Origin of the sequence: Asanoa sp. NPDC049573 (assembly GCF_040676615.1) — a bacterium.
Classification (GTDB): Bacteria; Actinomycetota; Actinomycetes; order Mycobacteriales; family Micromonosporaceae; genus Asanoa.
In genome coordinates this window covers 361,511-384,639 of sequence record NZ_JBFAPI010000005.1, presented here as the reverse complement: position 1 = coordinate 384,639, position 23,129 = coordinate 361,511, and the positions used below count along the sequence as shown (strand labels likewise).

General features: G+C 67.7%; 18 protein-coding genes and 1 pseudogene. 4 read left to right on the top strand and 15 right to left on the bottom strand.

Annotation, left to right across the window (positions count from 1 at the left end; translation table 11 throughout):
- Window positions 1-161: 161 nt before the first annotated feature.
- Entirely contained in the window at window positions 162-2,381 is a 2,220-nt protein-coding gene (locus AB0J74_RS14760; RefSeq protein WP_363448245.1) for a DUF2357 domain-containing protein, read from the bottom strand.
- 2 nt (window positions 2,382-2,383) lie between these two features.
- Window positions 2,384-3,982 carry a hypothetical protein gene (locus tag AB0J74_RS14755; RefSeq protein ID WP_363448244.1) on the bottom strand — a complete coding sequence of 533 codons (1,599 nt, stop codon included), beginning with the start codon at window positions 3,980-3,982 and terminating at the stop codon, window positions 2,384-2,386.
- 339 nt (window positions 3,983-4,321) lie between these two features.
- Between AB0J74_RS14755 and AB0J74_RS14750 the strand changes: the two genes are divergently transcribed.
- Together AB0J74_RS14750 and AB0J74_RS14745 are read left to right on the top strand one after the other, a co-directional pair.
- Complete coding sequence (locus AB0J74_RS14750; RefSeq protein WP_363448243.1) at window positions 4,322-5,743, top strand: pyridoxal-dependent decarboxylase; 1,422 nt, start codon at window positions 4,322-4,324, stop codon at window positions 5,741-5,743.
- Between the two features lie 213 nt (window positions 5,744-5,956).
- A complete protein-coding gene (locus tag AB0J74_RS14745) occupies window positions 5,957-6,346 on the top strand; it encodes a DUF1232 domain-containing protein (protein WP_363448242.1) in 390 nt (129 codons plus the stop codon).
- Between the two features lie 136 nt (window positions 6,347-6,482).
- Here AB0J74_RS14745 and AB0J74_RS14740 read toward each other — a convergent pair whose 3' ends face one another.
- From AB0J74_RS14740 to AB0J74_RS14695, 10 genes and pseudogenes are all read right to left on the bottom strand, one after another.
- Complete coding sequence (locus AB0J74_RS14740; protein ID WP_363448379.1) at window positions 6,483-7,019, bottom strand: O-acetyl-ADP-ribose deacetylase; 537 nt, start codon at window positions 7,017-7,019, stop codon at window positions 6,483-6,485.
- A 159-nt stretch (window positions 7,020-7,178) separates the two neighbouring features.
- Window positions 7,179-7,871, bottom strand: a complete 693-nt coding sequence (locus tag AB0J74_RS14735; RefSeq protein WP_363448241.1) for an alpha/beta hydrolase — start codon at window positions 7,869-7,871, stop codon at window positions 7,179-7,181.
- Window positions 7,872-8,544: 673 nt separating this feature from the next.
- A complete protein-coding gene (locus AB0J74_RS14730) occupies window positions 8,545-9,000 on the bottom strand; it encodes an NUDIX domain-containing protein (RefSeq protein WP_363448240.1) in 456 nt (151 codons plus the stop codon).
- 197 nt (window positions 9,001-9,197) lie between these two features.
- The gene (locus AB0J74_RS14725) at window positions 9,198-11,234 is read right to left on the bottom strand and encodes a ThuA domain-containing protein (RefSeq protein ID WP_363448239.1); all 2,037 of its coding nucleotides are present in this window, start codon (window positions 11,232-11,234) and stop codon (window positions 9,198-9,200) included.
- Window positions 11,235-11,273: 39 nt separating this feature from the next.
- Entirely contained in the window at window positions 11,274-15,200 is a 3,927-nt protein-coding gene (locus AB0J74_RS14720; protein ID WP_363448238.1) for a ThuA domain-containing protein, read from the bottom strand.
- Window positions 15,201-15,284: 84 nt separating this feature from the next.
- Entirely contained in the window at window positions 15,285-15,449 is a 165-nt protein-coding gene (locus AB0J74_RS14715) for a hypothetical protein (RefSeq protein WP_363448237.1), read from the bottom strand.
- Window positions 15,450-15,469: 20 nt separating this feature from the next.
- Window positions 15,470-16,039, bottom strand: a complete 570-nt coding sequence (locus AB0J74_RS14710) for a DJ-1/PfpI family protein (protein ID WP_363448236.1) — start codon at window positions 16,037-16,039, stop codon at window positions 15,470-15,472.
- A gap of 90 nt (window positions 16,040-16,129) precedes the next feature.
- Complete coding sequence (locus tag AB0J74_RS14705; RefSeq protein WP_363448387.1) at window positions 16,130-16,264, bottom strand: hypothetical protein; 135 nt, start codon at window positions 16,262-16,264, stop codon at window positions 16,130-16,132.
- Window positions 16,265-16,329: 65 nt separating this feature from the next.
- Window positions 16,330-16,386: pseudogene (locus AB0J74_RS14700) on the bottom strand (hypothetical protein); the annotation flags it as partial.
- A 700-nt stretch (window positions 16,387-17,086) separates the two neighbouring features.
- Window positions 17,087-17,338 carry a response regulator gene (locus AB0J74_RS14695; protein WP_363448378.1) on the bottom strand — a complete coding sequence of 84 codons (252 nt, stop codon included), beginning with the start codon at window positions 17,336-17,338 and terminating at the stop codon, window positions 17,087-17,089.
- A gap of 11 nt (window positions 17,339-17,349) precedes the next feature.
- Between AB0J74_RS14695 and AB0J74_RS14690 the strand changes: the two genes are divergently transcribed.
- The gene (locus AB0J74_RS14690) at window positions 17,350-17,547 is read left to right on the top strand and encodes a hypothetical protein (protein WP_363448386.1); all 198 of its coding nucleotides are present in this window, start codon (window positions 17,350-17,352) and stop codon (window positions 17,545-17,547) included.
- Window positions 17,548-17,788: 241 nt separating this feature from the next.
- On the opposite strand, the gene AB0J74_RS14685 is transcribed toward AB0J74_RS14690, so the two are convergent.
- Entirely contained in the window at window positions 17,789-19,102 is a 1,314-nt protein-coding gene (locus tag AB0J74_RS14685; protein WP_363448235.1) for a VCBS repeat domain-containing M23 family metallopeptidase, read from the bottom strand.
- 324 nt (window positions 19,103-19,426) lie between these two features.
- Between AB0J74_RS14685 and AB0J74_RS14680 the strand changes: the two genes are divergently transcribed.
- Complete coding sequence (locus AB0J74_RS14680) at window positions 19,427-22,258, top strand: BTAD domain-containing putative transcriptional regulator (protein WP_363448234.1); 2,832 nt, start codon at window positions 19,427-19,429, stop codon at window positions 22,256-22,258.
- 129 nt (window positions 22,259-22,387) lie between these two features.
- Here the strand turns inward: AB0J74_RS14680 and AB0J74_RS14675 are convergent, their stop codons facing one another.
- Both AB0J74_RS14675 and AB0J74_RS14670 read right to left on the bottom strand, forming a co-directional pair.
- Window positions 22,388-22,636: a hypothetical protein gene (locus AB0J74_RS14675; protein WP_363448233.1), complete on the bottom strand. Its 249-nt coding sequence runs from the start codon at window positions 22,634-22,636 to the stop codon at window positions 22,388-22,390.
- A 71-nt stretch (window positions 22,637-22,707) separates the two neighbouring features.
- Complete coding sequence (locus AB0J74_RS14670; protein WP_363448232.1) at window positions 22,708-22,890, bottom strand: hypothetical protein; 183 nt, start codon at window positions 22,888-22,890, stop codon at window positions 22,708-22,710.
- Window positions 22,891-23,129: the final 239 nt, after the last annotated feature.

Genomic DNA, 23,129 nt, shown 5'->3' with positions numbered 1-23,129 from the left:
GCAGGACGCTGCGGTACGCGTAGGAGGCTGCCGGCGGCCTCGGCCCGGAACGAAACACCTGGCCCCGCGACGAGCTGTCGAGGCTCGGCACCGGCGCCGGCCGAAAAGTGCGCCCCTCAGTGTGACGCCCGCGGCCATGGAGCTGGGCGACCGGCGTTCAGTCATCCGGCGCCGCTTGTTGCGGTCGGCGGCACGCTCGACATCAAGTCGAGCCAGGTCACCGCGAATGGGGCTCCGCGAATGAGGCCGTCGGGCTTGACGACGTCGATCCTGATGTCAGCGAGCCAAGGCGGCGGTTCTGGCACCGGTTCGAGGGTCGTGACGAGATAGAGGCGACCTCGTGGGCTCGGGTAGCCCGTGCTGCTGAGCTCCGAGCGGTCAATGGCGCGCCAATCGCCCGACCGGGCAAGTCTGATGATGCGGAACTCCGTTCCAGTCTGCTCGTAGAGCAGCAGGAGCCGGGCGCCAAGTTCCCGGCTACCCAGTCGCAACGAACCTGTCCGGCCGTCTGCGCGAACGTTGTAGCAGAGCGTCTGCTCGATCCAGCCGCGATGTTCTGCGCCCCGCACATAGCCCAGCAGCACGTCGGTGTCTGCTGGTGGGCGGTCGAGGAACGGCGCCGCGGGCAGGGTCGGATGCACCTGCGGCGCCGACCCGTAGATGTGCGCACGCCAGTACCGCTCGCGCTCGTGCTGCGTAGCCTGGTCTGCGACGTGATCCAGTACCGACGCCAGGAAGGTCGAGATCGCCTCGACTCCATACGCCTGGTCTGCGCCCGGTCGTAACGGAAAGGCACCGAGGCCCGGCAGCGTCTCGGTGAACTGCCGCTTGTCGAGGGGTTCGTCGCCCGGATACAGGATGTAGGCACCGGCAGTGCGATGGATGGCGTCACGGTAGGCATGCATTTTCAGCAGGTCATCGCGATCTGCCTCTCCGCGGAAGGGTGTTTCGTCGTCGTCCCCTTGCGCGAGCACAATCGGCGAGGCGCCGTCGACCTTGTATTTGGCGTCGAAATGGACCCAGACATCGAGCGCATCGCCCATCGTTGCCGCTGACGGACGGATGAGAAGAGAGCAGTCCGGGCGCATGGAACGCGTCCAGCTCTCCTTCTCGCCGGCGAACGTGCGGTTGAACATCAGCCGCACCTCAAGCGGCCGGCCGCGCCCGCTCGTCTGCCACGTGATGGTGGAGGCCAAACCAGTCCTCAGCTTCAGCGACAGCCCATCGGAGTTAGCGACGAAAGGGTGACCGACTTGGGGCTGCGCACACACCTCGCCGACGATGTCTAGCAGCGTCAGGTAGCACCAAATCTCGTAGAGGTCTGCGACGTTGCGAAGGGAGGGGCTGTAGATGTCGTCGACATCGGATGTCCACGGCAACTCCAGACCGGCGTCGACGAGGACGAACATGCGAAGCAGTTGCCGGTAGCCGGCGCGCTTCTGCAGCACCTGACTGCTCGACGGAAACCGATCGAGGCTGCCGACTTCGCGAAAGAGCGGGTGACCCAAGATGTCGTCGAGAATCTCTATCGCGCCGTTTGCCGCCTGCAACCCGCGGCGCGCAGGCCCTGACTTGGGCCGCGAACTCTTCGGCCCAAGACCGTCCCGCAGGCTCTGCGCGAGCGCACGCCACGTCTCCAGCGCGTACTTCACGAATCGGTTGGGACCCGTGTCGGGTGTCGTTTCCTGCCTCGACCGCTCCAACTGAGCAGGCATCGTCGTCAGCGACGGATGATCCCGCCCGGCCAGCCACGGTCGCCTGGGGCCGGGGGCCGCGAAGGCGCGACCGAATGCCGAGCCTCCGGGGTAGGCGCCACCAGCACTCTGCCGCTCCGCGGTGGTGCGCCACTCGACGTCTGGGTCGCTCAGTATCCGAGCGATAGCGGCGCCGAATCGATCGGAATACAGCTGCGACTCGAGAAGTGCAAAGCGCTGATAGAGCAGCTCTGCGCTTCCGGCAGCCGCCGCCCCCCGGAACGTCGTAGGTGCAAATCCGCGCAACGCCGCCTCAGCGGCGTGGGAGGTGATGTCGGAGAGCATGTGACGATATTCATCGACCTGGCCCAGCTTCGTGGGCAAGACCTCGATGGTCGTCGACAGCACCGAGGTGTCGGCGCACTCCACGACGACACCTAGTGTTCCCACGTGCTGCTTCGGCGTGATGCGGCCACGAGTACGAGACGAGTCATCGGCGTTGAACAACTCCGCTGGCTCGATACGCACTGCCCCGGCGACGCCGTTCACTTCATAGCGATACTGCCGTGCCTCTAGGAGCGCTGACCCATCCGCGGCCAGCGGTGCGCCGCGCGGAAGTTCCCACACCACAAGGCTTCCGCGTTCTTCACCAGTCGCGTCGCGAAGCGGCAATGACACCGACGCCATGACTACTCAGCGAAGCTTACAAATTGGTTCGCCCGCAGGGTCTCCAGCATGCGCTCTACCTTGGCTCCGGTCAGCGGCCATCGGCCCCCATCCCGTACCTGGTTGCTGATGTCCACGAGCAACGGCTCCAGTCGGCGCCGGGAACCATGCAGGCGGGGCAAGATCTTCTGCATCAGGATGAGATCAAAGACCTCATCGACTCCGGGTGGAGTCGAGCCGCCCATGCCCGCGTAAATCGCGGCGAAGCGCAGGCTCTCAAACATCGTGCGGTGGCCGAACTCGAATCCGACCTGAGCCAGCTTGCGGTGCATTTCGCGAAGCCGGTTGACCAGGGCGTCACGCTGCTCATAAGGATTCCGACGGTGCCAGTCGTCGTCTTCGACCAAACTGCACAGTTGCTGAACCACGGCGTCCGGCGCAGAGGTCGCTGCGGATGGACGGCCCCCATCGGGATCCAGCGCGTCGGCGTCGACGCGGAACTCGTAGGTCCAGGCGCGATCGAGGACCTTCGGCGAGAACATGTAGGTGGTCTCGTCCACGTTGACCGTCCCCACCACGAACAGGTTTCGCGGCAACGGCACCCGCTCGCCCGAGTCGCTGCGCACCTCCCATGACGAGCCGTCGTCTCGTCGCACCAGCTCAGGCAGGATGGACTGGCGAGACTCCGTGCCGGAGAGGAAGTCCGCGAAATAGCGCTCGACATGCGCCAAGTTCATCTCGTCGAGGATCAGCAGATACGGCACGGTCGGGTCCTCGATCGCCCGAAGAACGAGTTGCAACGCCTCCGGGACAAACCACATCGACGTCTTCTCTTCAGCAGTGCGAAGCGCATCTTCATAGCCCAGCAGGGCCTCGGGCCCCGTCCAGTCTGGACGGACGGGCACGACCAGATACCGTTGACGGCCATTAGCGTCAAGGCCGAGCCAGTCGCCGAGCCGCATGGCAAGTTGGGTCTTTCCGGAGCCCGACAAGCCAGTAAGCACGGCAAATGGCTTCGCTAGGATGCCACTCAGAAAGGCGCGGACCAGCGTGCTCTCCGGACCGAAGGTCAAGCCGGATGTGGCGACGGCATCGACAAACTGCTGGTGGATAGCAGGAAGATCAACTATCGCTTCGGTCCGCCGAGGCGCAGTTGCCACATACCACGGCAAAGCCGCCCGAATCTCCGGTGACTCCGCGACCAGAGCGTCGAGGATAGCGTCGTTGACCTTGAAGAGATAACCCTGCTGCACGGAGCCCACGCTGGTGAACGGGCCTCCCGCGGTCGACCGCACAGCCGCCGGTATTAAGCCCACTGGGACCTGATCGCGCAGGTCTTCGTAACGGACGTGAACGAGGCGTCCTGCCTGGTTCCAGTCGTCTTTCCCAAATGGGTTATTCGCCGGCGACGCCCGGTCTAAGGCCGTCCCGATGGCTCGCAGGTTTCCCTGGCTGTAATGGAGAATGACGTCGTCGGGACGGACCTCGTCCATGGTCTCCCAATGACGCTCGGTGCGCCCCGCCTTGTTGAGCAACGGCGCCCAAATGACGCCTTCACGACGAGCCTTGCCATACGTCGTGCCCTGGTTGACCCACCACACCGTCGGCCGCTGCCCATCCATCCCTTGAGGATAGAGACCCACATCGACTAGATCGACACCCGCCGCTTTACCTACCCACCGTCTAACCCGGACACCGGGCCTTGCCCTCGATCGCACCGTCGTGGCGGCCACGCCCGCGCCGCCCGATGCTGGTCCGGCCGGTGATCGCGGTGAGCAGGGTGATCGCGAGCCGTGGCCGCATCGACTGGATCGTGGTGAGCTACACCCAGAACCTGGCGGCGTGACGTAGGCCTTGCCCGACGCTCCCCCAGCGACCAGAGCGTTGCGGTCAGGCATGACAGAATTCCCCTCTTAGGGAACTTTAGGTGTCTTGAACCAATTACCCCGATAAGAGGACTGATGCGTCAATCGGATTGGCGGGGCGTCCTGGACGTCGCCGGTGCCGCCGCCCTCGAGCATCTGACCTCGCTCCCCGAGCGCCCGGTCCTGCCCGCGGCCGACCATGCCGCCGTCCGCGCGGCGCTCGACCGCCCACCGGCGGCCGACGGCATCGAGCCGGCGCGCGTCGTCGGTGAGTTGGCGCGCGATCTCCGGCCCTACCTCGCCGCGCAAGCCGGCGGGCGCTACTTCGGGTTCGTCGTCGGCGGCCTGCACCCCGCTTCTTTCGGCGCCGAAATACTGGTCAGCGCATGGGATCAGAACGCGCCGATGTACGCGGCCGCCCCCGGCGTCGCGGTTGTCGAAGAACTGGCCGCCCAGTGGCTCGTCGAGGTGCTGGGGCTCCCCCGGCGCAGTTCGGTCGGGTTCGTCACCGGCGGCCAGATGGCGTCGTTCACCTGTCTGGCCGCGGCCCGGCACGAGGTGTTGCGCGCCGTCGGCTGGAACGTCGAGGCCGACGGTCTCATCGGCGCGCCCCCGGTGGCCGTCGTGGTCAAGACCGGCGCACACGCGACCGTGCTCCGCGCCTTGCGGTTCCTCGGCTTCGGGGACCGCGCACTGCTCACGATCGAGAGCGACGACCAGGATCGGGTACGACCGGACGCGCTGGACCGGGCCCTGCGGACGATCGACGGCCCGACGATCGTCGCGGTCGAGTGTGGCAACGTCAACACCGGCGCGTTCGACGACTTCGCCGCAGTCGCCGACCTGGCCGAGGCGCACCGGGCCGCCGGCAACCCGACCTGGGTGCACGTCGACGGCGCCGTGATGCTGCTCGCCGCCGCCTCCCCCGCCATGGCCGGGCACGTCGCCGGGCTCGACCGGCTCGACTCGTGGTCGACCGACGCGCACAAGCTGCTCAACGTCGCTTACGACAGCGGCATCGCGATCTGCCGGAACGCGGCCGCCCACCGGGCCGCGATGAGCGTCCACGCCGCCTACCTCGAGCAGGGGGCCGGCGCCCGTGACCCGCTCGACTGGGTACCGGAGTTCTCCCGCCGCGCCCGCGGGGTGTCGATCTACGCGACGCTGCGCTCACTCGGCCGCACCGGTCTCGCCGACCTGGCCGAGCGGACCACCCGACTCGCGCGCCGATTCGCCGCCGCGCTGAGCGACAGCGGCCGTGCCGAGATCGTCAACGAGGTGGTGTCCAACCAGGTCCTCGTGCGCTGGCTGGCGCCGGACGGAGACCACGGTCGGCTGGCCGATGAGGTGATGGCCGCGGTCCGCGCCGAGGGCAGTGCGTTCTTCAGCGGTACGACCTATCGCGGCGAACGCCTCATGCGCGTCTCGGTGTCGGACTGGGCCACCGACGACAGCGATGTCGACCGGGCGGTGGAGTCGCTGCTGCGCCATGCCAGCGCGGCGATCACCCGTCCCTAGGCGCGCAGCCGGCGCGGCTCGTGTCGCCGACGTGCGCCAGCGCCTCCCTCACCCTCGACCGCGGGCGGGCATCCGCGCCGATCCGTGCGCTGGTTACGGTGTCCCGTATGACGAGGGATTTGCCCCGCTCGGTTCGGGCCCGGCTGCGAACTCTTGCCGTCAAGATCGGCGTGCACGGCGGCAGCTGGGCCCAAGACGCGGTCGCGCCCGCCGATGCGTGACTGGCTGTCCGGCCTGGCCGTCGCGGTCGCCCTGCTGCTGGCGAGTTGGGGGCTGCTGTTCCTCCTGGCGAAACGCCTGCCGCCGGGCCTGCTGCGTGACCTCGCCGCCTTCATCCCGGACTGCGTGACGACCGTGCGGCGGTTGCGCACGGATCCCCGCGTACCCCGCCGGGCGAAGATGGTCATTCTTTTCGCCGCGTTGTGGGTCGCCAGCCCGATAGACCTGATCCCCGAGTTCATCCCGGTGATCGGGCCGCTCGACGACATCGTGGTGGTCGCGCTGTGCCTGCGGTACGCGGGTCGGCAGGTGCCCCGCGAAGTCCTGACCGCGGCCTGGCCGGGCGAGCCGCGCCTCATCGAGCGGCTGCTCGGGCGACCGTGACCGACGCTCGACCGGGAGGGGTCGCGGCGCTCGCCCGGGAGGGGTCGCGGCGCTCGCCCGGGAGGGGTCGCGGCGCTCGCCCGGGAGGGGTCGCGGCGCCGTTGGCAAGCGCCGCAGCGATGCGGGCCGGACGGGTTCAGTCGCTCGGGTGCTGCGGCGTCCGCCTGGCCCGTTCGGCGGCGCGCCGGGTGTCGTCGTCGAAGAGGACGAGCCGCACCAGCTCGATGGTCGGTGGAGGCGTCCGCAGCCCGGCCAGCGCCTGGGCGGCGGCGTCCTCCTTGGGCCAGCGGTAGATGCCGGACGAGATCAGCGGAAACGCGACCGACCGCGCACCGAGTCCGGCCGCGACGGTGAGCGAGTTCTGATAGCAGGCGCGCAGCAAGGGTGAACGGTCCTCGGTCGCGCTCCACACCGGTCCGACGGTGTGGATGACCCAGCGGGCCGGGAGCCGGCCCGCGGTGGTCGCGACGGCCTGACCCACCGGCAGGCCCCGGCCGTACCGGCTCGCGCGCAGCGCCCGGCACTCGTCCAGGATCGCGGGCCCGCCCTTGCGGTGGATCGCGCCGTCGACGCCGCCGCCACCGAGCAGCGACGAGTTCGCCGCGTTGACGATGGCGTCCACCCGCTCGGCGGTGATGTCACCGGTGACGAACTCGATCTCCACGCTCGTCATCATGACCCAGGCCGGTCCGGCTCCCCCTGGAATCCCAGCACTGACACCAGGGGGACCTTGCCTTCAGCTTGGCTTCATGACCCGTGCCGATCATGAGGTTGTCGCCGACCGGAGCTGGCAACAACCTCATGATCGACGTTTGGTCACCAGGCAGCTAGATCAGGTTGTAGAGCGTACGGCGTCGAGGATGACGTCGGCCACGACGTCCGGGCGGCTGACAAGTGACAGGTGACCGGCCCGTACCTCGGTGATCTTGGAGTTGGCGCGGTCGGCCATGAACCGCTGCTGTGCGGGCGGAATGACCTTGTCCTGGGTACCGAGCACCCACCAGGAAGGGATGGTCTCCCAGGCCGGCTCTCCCGAGGGCTCCGCACCGGCACTTTCCGCGAACGGGCGCTGGATGGTGTAGAGGATGTTCGCCGTCTGGGCGGGCACGCCGTTGGCGAAGGATTCCAGGAAGACGTTCTTCTTCAGGTAGAGGTCGACGTCGCCGGGCGGAGAATTGGGGTACGGGACGGCGTCGAAGGTCACGGCCGGGTCCCCGGAGAGCGCGGAGTCGGGTCCGGAGAGCTGGAAGACCGTCTCGCCCTGCGCGGGCGCGAACGCGTCGACGAACACCAGCGCCTTGACGTTGGGGTTGCCCAAGGCCGCGTTGGTGATGACCGCTCCGCCGTACGAGTGTCCGGCCAGGATGATCGGTCCCGGGATCGTCGATAGGAAGTCGGCGATGGTCTCGGAGTCGGTCTGCACGCTGCGCAGCGGGTTCGGGGGAACCCGGACGTCGTAGCCCGCGGCCAACAGCCGTGCGGTGACGCCGTTCCATGAGGAGCCGTCGGCCCAGGCGCCGTGCACGAGCACGATTGTCGGCTTGGGCTCTGGATTGCCGCCCCCGTCGCTGGCGGCTGAGGCGCCCGCGGAGCTGAGGGAAAGCGCTATCAGTGTCGCTACGGTGATCATTTGGAGCAGGTGCCGCCACCACGGGCTGGCGCCGCGCACCCCTAACGTCGAGTGGGCCTCGTTCAACGAAAGCCTCCTATGTAGCGGTTACTGTCGGTCGGCGCCGAAGCACAACATATAACGGCTGAGTGATCGACTCGTCACCGAACGCACATCACGTGAGAGCCGGGTGGATCGATCGACACCGCACGATCGGGGCCGCGAACTGGCTTTACGCTTCGGCAACGTCCCACACGGCGGCCTCCGATGTGGTAGGAGGCCTGAACGCCGTACGCCATCGGGAGTTACGCTCCGTGAGCCTTCGGCATTCATGCAAAACGGCACAGCGCCATCCACTTAGGAGCGACGGCTATCCGACCAGGCGGAGGCGGTGGGGCCTGAGGCGGGTAAGGCGGTCGAGCGTCGGCGATGCGCTCCCAGTCCGGGTAGGCCACGCGGGCCCGGCTGTCGGTGAACATGAACCGGGCACGGCGGCAAATGCCGCTGGGCACCGAATCGGAATGCCGAACGGCTTCCTAAGCCATGGCCGCGACCACGGCCGCCACGGAAGTGCCGAGTATCGATGGATCTACGGGCCGCTCGGCGATGCGGTTGTCCGTGCTTCGTCGTGACGAGGCAGCCGATCAGGCTCAGGCAGGGAGCGGAGCAATGACGGTAGGGCGCCGAACACGAGAGGGAGGCCGCCCAACTCGCTGATCCCTACCCATGCGATGTCGTCATGCTCCTGCGGTGCACGGTTGGTGGGAGACCCGACCCAGTCTCTGATGTGCCAGACGCCCACGTGGACGGCGTCATCGCCGCTGCCGGCATGCAGGTCGCCCACCCGTGACGAGGACTCCGCCACAATGTGAACCCCCAGCTCCTCGTGCATCTCACGCGCGAGGGCCTGTAGTTCCGACTCACCCGCGTCGACGTGGCCCCCGGGCAGATCCCAAAGGTCCGGGTATGCCAGGCGGGTCGGGCTGCGGTGAACGAGCAGGACCGCGCCGGCCTCCACGAGTGCGCCGCAGACAACGATATGCATGGCGGGAGTAGAGCACAGGGGTACGACAAGCTCGCTCCGGCCGCATCACCGCTCCCTTCGGAGGATGGGTCACGTGCGGCACGTACCGATGTTTCGTCGATAATCATGAGAAGGTCGTGCATCAATCCGCGATAGTGGTGCGCTCCAGAATCAGCGCGGCGGGAGCGGTGATCCACCGCCCCCGCCGCGTGAACCGGTCAGCGGTTGAGGTTCTGCATCCACTCCCGCAGCGCGCGCGCCTGCCGCGCGAGCTCGGAACGCGCCGCAGCGTCGCCGGAGGCCTCGTCGTTCGCCAGGTCGACGATCGAGTTCAGCGCCGGGATGGCGGCGGTGTAGTTGGTTGCCAGGTAGCTGTCCCGCGCGATGTCCAGGGCGGCACCAGCGGCGTCCGCGGCGGCCGCGGTCAGCAGTCCGGCCGCTCGGTCGGCCTCGATCAGCAGGCTGGTCTCGCGGTAGGACGAGCAGTTGGCGGCCTTGCGGTCGGCGGTCGTCTCGATCCCGCCGAGGATGATCTGCATGAACGAGTCGTCGTAGTACTGCGTCCGGAAGTGGCCGAGGATGTTCGAGAACGCCTTGCCACCGCCCCAGTTCTGGCACCACGCGATCGGGTGGTCGCCGTTCATCAGCCGCAACGGGTTGGTGGCCGCGTTGCCGCTGTTGAGGCTGCGCTGGTAGCTGTCCTCGTTGAGGCTCAACAGCGTGTGCACGTCGGCCCGCATGTTGCGGTCAAAGTTGTAGAGCTCGTCGACCGTCATCCACCGGGCAGGGAGATGCGCGGTCGCCGGGTGTGTGTTGTCCTCGGTCACCACCTCGGCGTGGATGCAGCTGCCGCACTGGCCGAACCCGTTCTGGCCGCCCGGATGGCTGGTGAAGAACCCACCGACGAGGTTGCCGTACCACGGCCAGGTGCCGATCTCGAACGAGTCGGCGGCGCCGTGGATGCCGACATAACCGCCGCCCTGGTTCATGTAGGCCTCGAAGTTCGGCTGCTCGGTGATCGGACTGAGCGGGCCCGGGTGCCCGACGTTGGACTCGAAGACGATCGTGTCGTACTGCTTGAGCGTGTCGAGGCTCAGGAACGGGCTCGTGGGCAGCGTGACGGTCGGGAGTTGCGGGTCGTAGACGTCGACGTTGAAGTTGTGCGCGATGCCGAGCTTCTGGATCGCGGCAACGGTGTGCGGGATGTGGTCGTGCCGGAAGCCCGTCGTCCTGGAGAAGACCAGGACGTTGTAGTCGGCGTTCGGGTTGTGCGGGAGCGGGGCGAGCACCGGGTCCGGGATGAACGTCGGGCCCTCCGCGGGCTCAGACTCGAGGCCCGTCGCGGGCTCCGGCGCGAGCCGGCCCTTGAGCTGGTCGATCAGGTAACGCGCATCGCCCACGAGTGTGCTGCGGGCCGAGCCGGGCGCGATCCGGTCGCCGGCGATCGAGACGAACTCGTTCAGGACCTGGCTCGCGCGCTTATCCGAGCCGGCGTCGGCGAGCGCCTTCGCCTGATCGAGCTGGGCTTGGAGCGCCGCGCCGACCTCCGCCGGGATGCTGCCGTCTGTCACGAACCGGGCGATCAGCGTGCCGACGTCCGCGAACGATGTCGTCACGATGAACGTCTGCGTGTACTTCGCGCTGTTGGAAGCAGCGTCAGAGAGATGCACCGCCAGCGTGTGCACGCCGAGGGACAGGTCGGAGGTCTCCACCGGCAACGGCGGGACCAGCTTGCCGTCGAGGTACATGTTCAGCACAGCCACTCCGCCCGAGCCGGGGGCGGGGTCCGTGCGCGTCGGGATAAGTGTGCCGACGTGACCGACGTGACCGTCGGTGATCGCCGGGTACGATGCAGCCGGCGCGCGCGTGTCGATCCGGACCGAGATCGAGCGGAACGCCGCGACGTTTCCGGACGTGTCGACCGCGCGGTACCGGACGCTGGTGTTGCCCTCCTGCGTGATCACCGCCGACGCCGTGGCCGACGCCGGCGCCCCTGCGACGGGCACGTCGATGTAGGCGGCGCCGCCGTTGAGCGAGTACTGGAACTTGGCGATGCCGACGTCGTCGGTCGCCGACAGGTTCAGCGTCACCGAGCCGCGGTACCAGTTGTTCTGGCCGGTCGGCGCAGCGGGCGACAGCGTCGCCACGTTGATCGTCGGCGGTGTCGTTTCCTCTGCCCACGACGGTGCCGCGGGGATGAGTACGGCCGCCGTCACGCAGGCGGCCACTGCCGATGCGCGAAATCTTCTCCGCATGAGTGTCTTCTCTCTCTTGCCGCTATAGGGGAGGGTTCGCTAGCTGCCGATGCCCGTGCCGACGAATTCGGCCCAGTTGAGGTTGAGCAGGTTGCCGCCCGTGGCGCCACCCGTGACCGAGCGGAACACCAGGAACAGCTCATGCGTCCCGGACATCGAGACCGGGAACGTCTGGCTCGTCCAGGTTCCCGTCCCGCCGGTGGACACGAGGTTGGCCGTCGTCAGGATCGGCCCGGTGATCGAGCCCTGACGGACCTCGATTGCCGCCAGCGGCGACCCGGGCGTGCGGCCGGTCGCCGCGTCCGCCGCGCGGAACGTGATCGAATCGATGTTGGCCAGGTTGAATGGGCCGTTGAGCTGGAGCCAGTCGCCCGAGCCCAGGCTGCCGCGGTGCACGCCGGAGCCGCCGTCGGCGTTGGTCGCCGTATTGGTGCCGGACTGGTTGACGACGAACTCCACCTCCTGGTGCTTCTGGCGGATCTGGTGCTGGCCGGTCGTGGTCAGCTGTGGGACGCCGCCCGGACCGCCGTGGTCGGTGTAGCGCGCCTGGACCACGCCGGAGACGTTGCCGCCATGTGAGACGTCGTCGGCGTTCGTGTGGAGCACTCCCGAGCAGCCGTTGACGGACTCCTCGGCGTGGCCGTGCGCGTCGTGGCCGAGCACGAACGTCACCTGCACCTCGGAGCAGTTCACCGTCCCGTCCTCGGGGTCGGTGACCGTGACCGAGAACGGGATGTCGTCGCCGAACGCGAACGTCCCGCCCTCCACCGGCGTATTGACGACCACCGTCGGGCTCGTGTTGCCCACGGTGATCACGGTGCTGGTCGAGGTTTGCTTGCCGGACGAGTCGAGCACGGTCAGCACGGCCGTGTAGCGGCCGGACTGCGTGTAGGTGTGTGTCGGGTTCGGGTCGGTCTCGATCGCCGAGCCGTCGCCGAAGTTCCACTCGTAGCGGATCGAGTCGCCGGGATCCTCATCCAGCGAGCCGGCGCTGGAGAAGTTCACGGTCAGCGGCGTTGAGCCGTCGGTGCGGTCCGTGGTGAGCACGGCCTTCGGCGCGCGCTTGCCCTTGACGTACTCCCACTTGTACATGCCCGCGTCGGGGCTGATGACGTTGAACCCGTTGCCGTAGGTCAGCATGTAGAAGGCGCCGTCAGAACCGAACTGCAGGTCCATCGGGTTGTCGCACTCGAACCGGAACCTGCCTGCCCCGGCGTTAGCGCGGCTGCCGCAATCCAGGAAGTTGTTGATCTTCTGGACCTGGTTGTTCTGCTTGTCGAGCTTGACCTCGCGCAGCGTGTCCTGCGTCCACTCGCTGATGATCACCGAGTCGTCGTAGTACGGAGGGAACTTGTTGGGGTTCGGGTTCGCCGGGTCGTAGTGGTACTTCGTGACCCCGTGCGGACCGACGCCGCCGGTGAAGAGCTCGGGGAACAGCCGCGGGCACTCGGTCGTCGAGCCGGGCGCGATCGGGCCCGGGGTCGGCGCGTAGTAGGCCTCGCACGGGGTGCCGAGCGGCGCGGTCGTGTTGTTGTCGCGGTAGGAGTACCAGATGTCCGGGTCGGTGACCGGCGGGACGTCCCGCAGGCCCGGCTCGACCGTCGGACCGCCCTCGATGTTCCACAGCGAGTCGTTGCGCTGCGTCGGCCCGTCGCAGTCGAACTTCTGAGGCGGGTTGTTCAGCGGCGTGCCCGGGGTGGTGGTGCCGGGCGCGAACTCGTGGAAGCTCCACTGGTAGTGCGCGAGGTCGCGCTTGTAGCACGTCGGCCAGCCGTAGTTGGACGGCTTGCGCACGATCTCGTAGCGGCCGGTGCCCGACGGGCCGTGCGAGCGCTGCGGTGTCTGGGCGTCGGGCGAGTAGTCGCCGATGTAGGCCACGTCGTTCTCGTCGACCTGGATCCGGAACGGGTTGCGGAAACCCATCGCATAGACCTCCGGCCGCGTCTTGTCCTGCGGCGCGCCCGCGACCAGCGGGAACAGGTTGCCCGACGGGATCGAGTAGGCGCCCGTGCCGGAGCCGAAGTCGACCTTGTTGGCGTCGGCGGCCGAGATGTCGCCGTCCTTGACCTTGATCCGCAGCACCTTGCCGCGCAGGTCGTTGGTGTTCAGCGCGCTGCGGCGCGAGTCACCGGTGAGCCGCTGATACCAGCCGCCCGCCTGTGCCGTGTTGGTCGCGATCGCCGGCGTGGCGGTGCCGGTCAGGCCGGCGCCGTCGGCGGTGATCTGCGCCTGATCGGACTGCTGCTTGCCACGGCGGAAGAACACGTTGACGTTCGACGTGTTGACCGGGCCGCCGCTGGTTTGGATCTCATCCGCCTCGATGTTCGAGAGCGCCTCGAGCGCCGCGTCGATCGCGTTGCGATCGGCGTTCCACGCGATCGGCTCCGTCGTCTGACCCTCGAAGGTCAGCGTGAACGTGCCGCCCGTCGCGTTGGTGACGCGCACGGTCTGCTGCTCGTCGGTCTTCTGCGAGTTGTACGGCCCGTAGCCGCCGCCGTTGATGCCGCCCGCGGGCGTGTCATCGCCGGTGACCATCCAGAGATTGCCGTGCTTGTCGAAGTCGATGTCGCCCGCGACGTGGCAGCACTCCTGGCGGTTGACCGGCACGCGCATGATCTGCTGCTCGGAGCCCATGTCGAGGTGCGCCGGCGTGCCGTCGGTGGCGTCGACGAACTTGAAGCGGCTGAGCTGGAAATAGCCCACGTACGGATCCCACGCGGTCTTGGACGCCGCCACGTCCGGCGGGGTGGTGTTCGGCGTGATCTGGGTGACGACCGATCCGTCGCTCAGCTTGACGTCGGTGACCTCCTTCGCCGAGTAGTAGAGGTAGACCCACTTGTTGGTCGCGAAGTTGGCGTCGACCGCCGGGCCATAGAGCCCGTCCTCGCCCGCGGAGTAGATCTGCTGCGTCAGCGGCAGGCTCGGGTCGGCGAAGTTGGCGACGACCGTGGTGACGCCCGTGGTCGAGTCGTGCATGCGCAGCGAGCCGAGGCGGTCCGTCTGCAGAACGCGGCCGTCCGGCAGTTGGTCGAAGCCGATCGGCTCCTGCAGGTTCGGCGGCGAGCCGATCTTCGTCTGCTGGTAGTTGGCCAGCACGGTCGCGCCGCAGTCGCTGTAGACCGGGTCGGCCTTGCCCGCGGCCCAGCCGATCGCGCCCTTGAGGTGCTTGGTGAGGCCGGCGTCGAAGCTCGCGGCCGTGTTGCCCAGGCCGGTGTAGAACGAGCGGCCGCCCGCGAAGTCCTTACACCACGAGACCGGGTGATCGGCGCCCATCGTGCCCCCGGCGATCCCGTCGAGATTGGCGCCCTGCGGCTGCGGCCCGAACGGGTCCTCGACGACGGTGTCGAGGACGTGTGACAGACCGCGGACGTTCTTCGTGAAGTTGTACCAGTTGTCGGTCCGCGACCAGAGCTGCGGCAGATCCTTGGTCGCGTCGTGGACGCGGTCGGCGACCTTCACGTCACCCGATTGCACGTCGGTCCTGCCGGACGCACGCGTCCCAAGGATGTCTGTCAGGAACGACCAGGACCCGTCGGTCTCGACCGCCGAGCCGACGCCGACGAAGCCGCCGCCGTCGCGGAAGTAGCTCTCGAAGTTCGCGCGTTGCGTGTCCGTGAGCGGGCTCGCGAGACCCGTGTCCAGGAACACGACCGCGCGGTACTGCGCCAGCTTCTTCTCCGTGAAATGGTCGCCCACGTCAGCGGGCGCGGGCGCCACGACCGTGAAATGACCGGTTCTGGCCGCATCCCGGATCGCGGCCAGGCCGGCCGACGACACCGCGTCCTGGGTGCTGCGCACCACGAGCACCTTGAAGCCGGCGTCTGGTGGTGCGGCCGTGGCGGCAGGCGCGGCCGGCACGCCGGCGTCTGGTGGCGCGGCCTTGGCGGCAGGCGCGGACGGCAGCAGCAGCGCCGCCGCAGCGACCAGCCCTGCGAGCCCAAACGCGTATGAAGTGCGCTTCCTCATTGCGAGGTTCTCCTCCTCTTCCCCCGCTGGAGGGGGAACCGTTGGGATTGCCATCCGTGTTGTGCGATCCCGCGCCCCGTCTGGTCAGGAGCCGCCACACGTCGCCAGCGCCTGCGCCGTCGTTGCCCAGGCGCCGGATCCGGTCGTGCCGGGTCCGGAGCCGTGCAGCGTCAGCACCGCGGGCCCGGTGCCGCTTTCCAGGACGTGGATGAGGGAGCCGTCGACCGCGACGGTCCAAAGTGCCGTCACCGGGGCAGGCCCGGGTGTGCTCAGGCGGATGCGGAGTTGACGGACTTCGCGAAGAGGTCCATCATCGCCCGGCCGAATTGCGGCATGTCGGGCCAGCCCCGGCAGGAGACGAGGTTGCCGTCGACGACGTCGGGGGCGTCGATGACGGTCGCGCCCGCGTTCTCCATGTCACCGGTGATCGGCGGGAAGCACGCCGTCTTTCGACCCTTGAGCAGGCCGTAGACCGCTGGCACCTGCGCGCCGTGGCAGACCAGGGCGATGGGCAGGTCGCGGGCGAAGAAGTGCTCGGTGATGCGCCTGACGTCGGCGTCGACCCGGATCCACTCGGGGGCACGTCCCCCGGGGATGATGAGGGCGTCGTAGCGCTCGACGTCGACGTCGGCCCAGGGCACGTCGACGGGCAGCTTGCGGCCGTTCTTCTCCACGTAGGCGTCCGAGTTGGGGTCGAACTCGTGGATGACCAGTTGCACGTCACGCATCGTCCGGGACGAGACGTCGACGTCCCAGCCGCCCTCCTGGACGCGGTAGTAGGGATACATGGTGTCGAGTTCCTCGGCGGCATCACCGGTCAGGAGCAGCGCTCTAGGCACCTGCTTCTCCTCGCATATGGGGGACGGGTGACGGGGGATCCAATCCGATCCGATCCGACTGCGTTAGCATTCCTCGGCCCCACCCGGCCGTCAAGCCTCCACCGTCATTCCGTCGATGTCCTTGACCTCATCGAACACTGGTCGAAAACGGTCGCCGGACCGCAGGATGTGCCGACGCATCGCGTACGCGGCGGCGTCGCGTAGCCCGAATTCGCCGTAGGCCATGGGCTCTCGAGCTCCGGCATCTCCTCCGGCATTCGTCGCATTCCGGCCACCTGCGCCAACGATGCGCGTTCGGCGAATCTGCGCGCCGCCGCCGGCTCGAGCAGCAGACGGACCTCGAGCATGTCCTCGAATCGGTGACGAGTGATTTGCGGGGGAATGCGGTAGTCGGCATGGGCACACGCACGATCAGGCCCTCGGCTTCCATGCGGTTCAAGGCGTCTCGGATCGGCGTCTGCGAGCCCCCGCTCGCGCGCCAGGACGTCGATTGTGACGCGGGAGCCAGGCTCGATCCGCAGCGACATCAGCTGTCCGAGCAGGGTGTCGTACACCCTGGTCGGCAAGCCGCCCGCCCGATCTTCCCGGCGGCGTCCCGCCCGTCACCGCCCCGCGCGATCATCGCTTCGTCGTCCATCGTGACGTGCGGTCCTTTCATGCGCTTTCGCGCACCCGTTGACATCAGTCACAACGCTGCGGCATGCTGACCCCAGGCAAATCGTATAGGAAAAGTGGCGGGTGCCCGCCGTCCGGCACCGTCGCGAACCGCACCGCCATCGCTCCACATCGCTCACCTCGAGGACATTTCGACGGTTCGAAGGCCGGTCCGCGGGTCGGCCGCCGTGACAGCTTGGCAACACGCCTGAACGACCCAGCAACTGCTCGGCGAAGCACATAGCGAGGCCCTAGAAGTCCCACCCAGAAAGCAGGCAAGATGCGGCATCCAGAGCTCGGGTCGTTGCCGGCTGGGCGCCGGGGACCTGTGACGGGTTCGGAACCTGCGATACGCCATCGGCTGAGTACACGGCTGCCGGCGCTGACCTCGAGTTAACGAATTAGGTGATCGTGCTCCATTTGCTGGAACGTTCCGTGGCAAGCCGATCGCGGCAGGTCATTCTCCGTCTCCCCGCTCAAGCGCATACCTCGGATGTCCATGAGGATCACGGCCGGATGGCGGGCATGGGTCACCGCGGCCGCCTCGTCGCCGTCGGCGGCTTCCCCGACCACCTCCATGTCGGGATTGGCCTCGATGAGCATGCGAAAGGTCGCGCGCAGCAGCGCCTGGTCGTCGGCGACGATGATGCGGCCGGATGGGCAGTTCCGTGGCGACGGTGAACCCGCCGCCGGGGCGGGGTCCGGCCTCGAACCGGCTGCCGGCGGACAGAGCGCGCTCGCGCATCCCGATCGTGCCGAAGCCCTTTGACGAGCCGCTGGACGACGTCGCCGCCGCAAGCGCCGTGGGTCCGGCGTCGTTGGTGACGGTGATGGTCAGCCGGATGTCGTCGTAGGCCAGCCGCTCCTCTCCCCCGACAAATGACGTCGACATCGAACCCGGCGGGAGCGTACGCGGGGTCCGGGGTCGCCCCCGTAATAGGAGTACACGCGACACAAATGGGTTGGTCAGCTCGGTTCCGCCCAGCGGAAGCGAGCTGACCAACCATTTGTGGACCAAACGAGGCACCTCCAGGGACGTCCGGAAGGAAGGGGTGTGGCGGCTCTTCGGGTTTCTGGGTGCCGCGACGCCGGGGGTTACATGACGAAGGGGAAGGTGCTCCAGCTGTTGCCGATTTGGCTGTGGCCGGAGATGTCGTAGTTGTTGTTGGGGTAGTAGAGGAGTGCTCCGGCGGAGTCGACGCCGAGGACGTCGGCTGCTCCGTCGCCGGAGAAGTCTGAGGCGAAGACGTGTTTGAAGGTGCCGAAGCCGAAGCCGAGCTCTGTTGGGGAGGACAGAGCCTGGTTGGTGTTGCGGTAGTAGAGCAGGTTGCCGTTGGCGTCGACGCCGAGGACGTCGGCCTTTCCGTCGCCGTTGAAGTCGGCGGCCATGACCTGCTTGAAGGTGCTCCAGCCGTTGCCGATCTGGATCGGTGTGGACAGCCGGTAGTTGTTGTTGGGGTAGTAGAGCAGGTTGCCGTTGGCGTCGACGCCGAGGACGTCGGCTGCTCCGTCACCGCTGAAGTCCGCGGCCATGACGTGTCTGAATGTGGTCCAGGAGCTGCCGATCTGGATGGGTGTGGACAGCCGGTAGTCGTTGTTGGGGTAGTAGAGCAGCCTTCCAGTGGCGTCGACGCCGAGTACGTCGGCGGCTCCGTCACCGGAGAAGTCGGCGGCCATCACGTGCTTGAAAGTGCCCCAGCCGTTACCGATCTTGATCGGTGTGGACAGGGCGTAGTTGTTGTTGGGGTAGTAGAGCAGGTCGCCAGCAGCGTTGACACCGAGCACGTCAGCAGCCCCGTCACCACTGAAGTCCGAAACAGTCCCCGTCGGACCCGAGTTGACACCACAGTTCTGGCTGACGTAGATCTCCTGGCCGGTGGCATAGTCGAACGGGTCGCCGTGGAACGAGGCCGGCCGGATGTAGTCGGGGTAGGCCTGACCGCTGCCCCGGTTGCGGAACTCGAAGTGCAGGTGCGGGCTGATGCCGGGCGAGTTCCCGTCGGTGTTGCCGACCGTGCCGATCTGCTGGCCCTGGCGGACCACGTCGCCGTTGTGCGCGAGTTTGGCGTCCAGGTGGGCGTACAGGGTGGAGTAGCCGCCACCGTGGTCGATCTCTAGGAAGTTGCCGTAATCCGAGCTCTCGCCGCCTTCCCACCGGATCGTTCCCGCAGCCGCAGCCAGGACCGGCTTGCCCTTGTCCTCCGCACCGGAGGAAAGGTTCCAGTCGATCTCGTAGTTGCGGTGCGCGCTGCTACCGCCGGACTTACCTAGCCACGAGCTGCCACAGGTGAAGGGAAGCTCGAGGGAGGGGCCCGCGGCACTCGCCGGCGACGCGACCACCAACATCGACGCGGCCAGCGCCAAACCCACCGCGGGGGCGAGCACGCCCAATCTTGTACGAAGACGCATCTGACTCCTTCCGAAGTTGCCAAACTGCTGGGATGCAGCACTGAAGTGATCTCGACGAGATCCCTGTAGGTGTCGGTATTCGAAGAATCGCGAAGTCGCCTTCAGCCGGCGTCAGCCAAGGGCCGACAGGTGCAGGTGCGAGGCCGCCCAGTACGGACGCCGTTGAAAACCATCGATCTCCAATGTGGATCAGCGCTCGGTGGTCGAAGAAGGGACTTCCAAAGGATGGCTGCGCATGGTGGGCTAAATGGTTAATAGACTGTTGTAGCTCGGTCAGGGTGGGGTCACGGGCGTCGACCGGCGGCGCCGTTTCGAGGGGTTGCCGTGCAGATTCGGTTGCTAGGGCCGGTGCAGGTGTGCGCCAACGGTCGAGAGCTTGATGTCGGGCCCCGGCAGCAGCGGCACGTCCTTGCCGTCCTCGCCGCCGACGCCGGCCGTTCGGTGACCCCGGAGAGTTTGATGGACCGTGTCTGGGAGCAGGTGCCACCCGGCGCGCGGCGGGCCTTGCATGTGCACATCACCCGAATCCGGCGGTTGCTGGAGCGCACCGAGGCGGCTGCTGCGCCGCCAACATCGGTGGTGCGCAGCTCTGGTGGCTACCTGCTCGACATCGATACCGATCTAATCGACATCCATCGGTTGCGCCGTCTGGTCGAAAGGGCCCGCGCGTCGCACCGTGCCGATGAGCGGGCGGGATTACTGCGCGAAGCCGTCGGCCTGTGGCGCGGTGACCCCTTGGACGGGTTGACCGGATCCTGGCCGGCGCGGACCCGCGAACGGTGGCGCCGGGAGTACTTCGACACCGTCGTTGCCTGGACTCGCGCCGAACTTGACATCGGTAACCCGGGCGCGGCGATCGCGACGCTCAGAGACCTGACCGGCGAATACCCCCTCATGGAATCCCTGGCCGTGGCGTTGATGCGGGCCCTGCACGCCGCCGGGGATCCCGCCGAGGCCCTGAAGCACCACGCCACGGTCCGCCAGCATCTCGCCGACGAACTGGGCGCGGACCCGAGCGCCGAACTACAGGCGGTGTACCAGGCAATCCTGCGTGGCGAGTTGGACCCGCCCCCCGCTCCTGCCACCACGCGACCTATGGCAGCTGAGCCTGTGGTGCCGATGCAGCTACCGGCCGACGTTTCCGGGTTCACTGGCCGCGCCGAACACCTCGCAGACCTTGCCGCCCTGGTGGCCAGCCGGCCCGAGCGGGCATCGACGGCGGTGGTGATCTCCGCGGTGTCCGGCGCCGCAGGGGTAGGCAAGACCGCCCTGGCGGTGCACTGGGCTCACACCGTCGCCGAGAAGTTCCCCGACGGCCAGCTGTACGTGAACCTGCGCGGGTTCGACCCCACCGGGCGGGTGATGGCCCCGATCGAAGCCGTGCGGGGATTCCTCCACGCACTCGGCGTGCCACCCGAACGCATTCCACCCGACCTGGACGCCCAAACTGCCCTCTACCGCAGCTTGCTTGCCGGCAAGCGGATCCTCGTAGTCCTCGATAACGCCCGCGACGCCGAGCAGGCCCGCCCCCTGTTGCCCGGCACCCCGACCGCCATGGCGGTGGTGACCAGCCGCACCCAACTCACCGGTCTGCTCGCCGCTGACGGTGCCCATCCTCTGCACCTCGACCTTCTGTCCACTACGGAGGCCCGCGACCTGCTCACCCACCGACTCGGTGACCGGGTCACCGCCGAGCCCGACGCGGTACAACAGATCATCACTGCCTGCGCCAGGCTGCCACTCGCGCTGAGCATCGCCGCCGCCCGCGCCCAACAAACAAACTTTCCCCTGGCTACGCTCGCCGCCGAACTCAACCAAGCCGACCAGCAGCTCGACGCCCTGGACGCGGGCGACCCGACCAGCCAGTTGCGCGCGGTGTTCTCCTGGTCGTACACCGCTCTGACCGCGCCCTCGGCCCGATTGTTCCGTCTGCTGGGTCTCCACCGCGGCCCGGACATTGCCACACCGGCGGCGGCCAGCCTTGCCGGCCACCCCGTGTCCGAGACCCGGCGGCTACTGAACGAACTGACCCGCGCCAACCTCCTCGTCGAACATGTCCCCGGCCGGTATACCTTCCACGACCTGCTGCGTGCCTACGCCACCGAGCTCACTCACACCACCGACTCCGACCAGACCCACCGCGCCGCCCTCACCCGCCTGCTCGACCACTACACCCACACCGCCCACACAGCCGACCGGCTTCTCTACCCGACCCGAGACCCGATCCCCGTGGCCCTCGCCGCAGCCGCCGCCGACGTCAGCCCCGAACGACTCACCGACCACCAGCAGGCCATCGTCTGGCTGACCGCCGAGCACCCCACCCTTCTTGCCACCATCAGACACGCCGCCGATACCGGGTTTGACACCCACACCTGGCAGCTCGCCTGGGCCCTCAACATGGTCCTCTACCAGCAGGGACACTGGGCCGATCAAGCTGCTGCCTGGCAGGCCGCCGTGGATGCCGCCCGACGCCTGAACGACCCGGCCGCACAGGCGGCCGCCCACCGAGGCGTGGCCCGCGGCACCACTCAGCTCGGCCGCCACGCCGACGCTCACACCCATCTCCAGCACGCCCTCGACCTATACACCCAGATCGGCGACCAAGTCGGCCAGGGCTACACCCACTACAACCTCGGCTACCTCTGGCAGCGACAGGGCCGCTTCGACCTGGCCCTTGGCCACGGCCAGCAGGCCCTCACCGTCCATCGGGCTGCCGGCCACCGCCCAGGACAAGCCCACGCCCTCAACTCCGTCGGCTGGTGCCACGCCCAGCTCGGCGACTACACCGATGCCCTCACCGCATGTCAGCAGGCCCTCACTCTGTTTCAGCAGCTCGGCGACCGCAGCGGGCAGGCCAGCACATGGGACAGTCTCGGCTACGTCCACCACCACCTCGGCCACCACAGCCAGGCCATTGATTGCTACCAGCATGCCCTCGCCCTGCTTCGCAATCTCGGCGAGCGCTACCACGAGGCCAATGTCCTGACCCACCTCGGCGACACCCACCACACCTCCGGCAACCCCAACGCCGCCGGCGCGGCCTGGACCGATGCCCTGACCATCCTCACCGGTCTTGGCGACCCCGGCGCGCCAAGCCTCCGCGCGAAATTGCACGCCCTCGACCAACAATCGGCCTCGCCCACCGAGTCCGGCTGACCACGAGGGGGGACTATCTCGCTAACGGTGTTTCCGGCGATCTTCTAGTAGGTGTCAGCGGCCGGGAAGCGGTCGCTGAAGGTGATGGCGAACGCGCCTCGAGGAGATCTTCCGCACCGTCGCGGTCCGTCACCCCTGGCCGGCCCTGGATATGCCGGGGATCGTTGTCCCCTTGGGCTCGGGAAACATCTGCTCCAGTTCGGCTCGGGACAGGTCTGTCCCGAGCGCGAACTGCCACTCGGTCCGCGTCCGCCACTGGTCGTAGATCAGCTCGAACCGCGGCTCGCGACCAACCAGGAACTCCTGGATGTCGCCATGCAGCCCAGCCGACGTCGAGGGGAGGGCGAACGGCCACTCCTCGCCGGGATATCGGTACATGGTGGAAACCGAAGCGATCGTACGCACAAGGGTGCGCCATTGCTCGGGTGATGTGGCGCTGGCGGGCACGTTCACGCGATTTCGGGTGCAGGCACGTCGGCCACTACGAACGCTGTCGCGGGACGGGCTTCGCAGGGCTGCGGCGGGTTGAGGGTCAGTCGCTCATCTGCTCCGCCCGGCACGCCCACGGCGTCGGCATAGGGAACGTCCGGCGCCACAGGTGGGACCAAGGTGATCTCGGAAAGGCGATCCACGTGCGCGACCGTAGCTAATTTCGATCAATGCCGGCGAGATCGTCGGGCACTCGCGCCGCTACGGCAAGCTGCGCACGTGCAAGCCGTAAGCGCACCTAAACCCGCGCGCAGGTGTCCGGCGCCCGGTATCCGCTCGGGGCCGCCAGCGCCTTCCGGTTCGCACACTGCCACATCGGGTCGACGATAGTCGACTGCGCGAACCGCGAAGCCGCAGCTCAGGAGCGAGATCAAGTCATTCG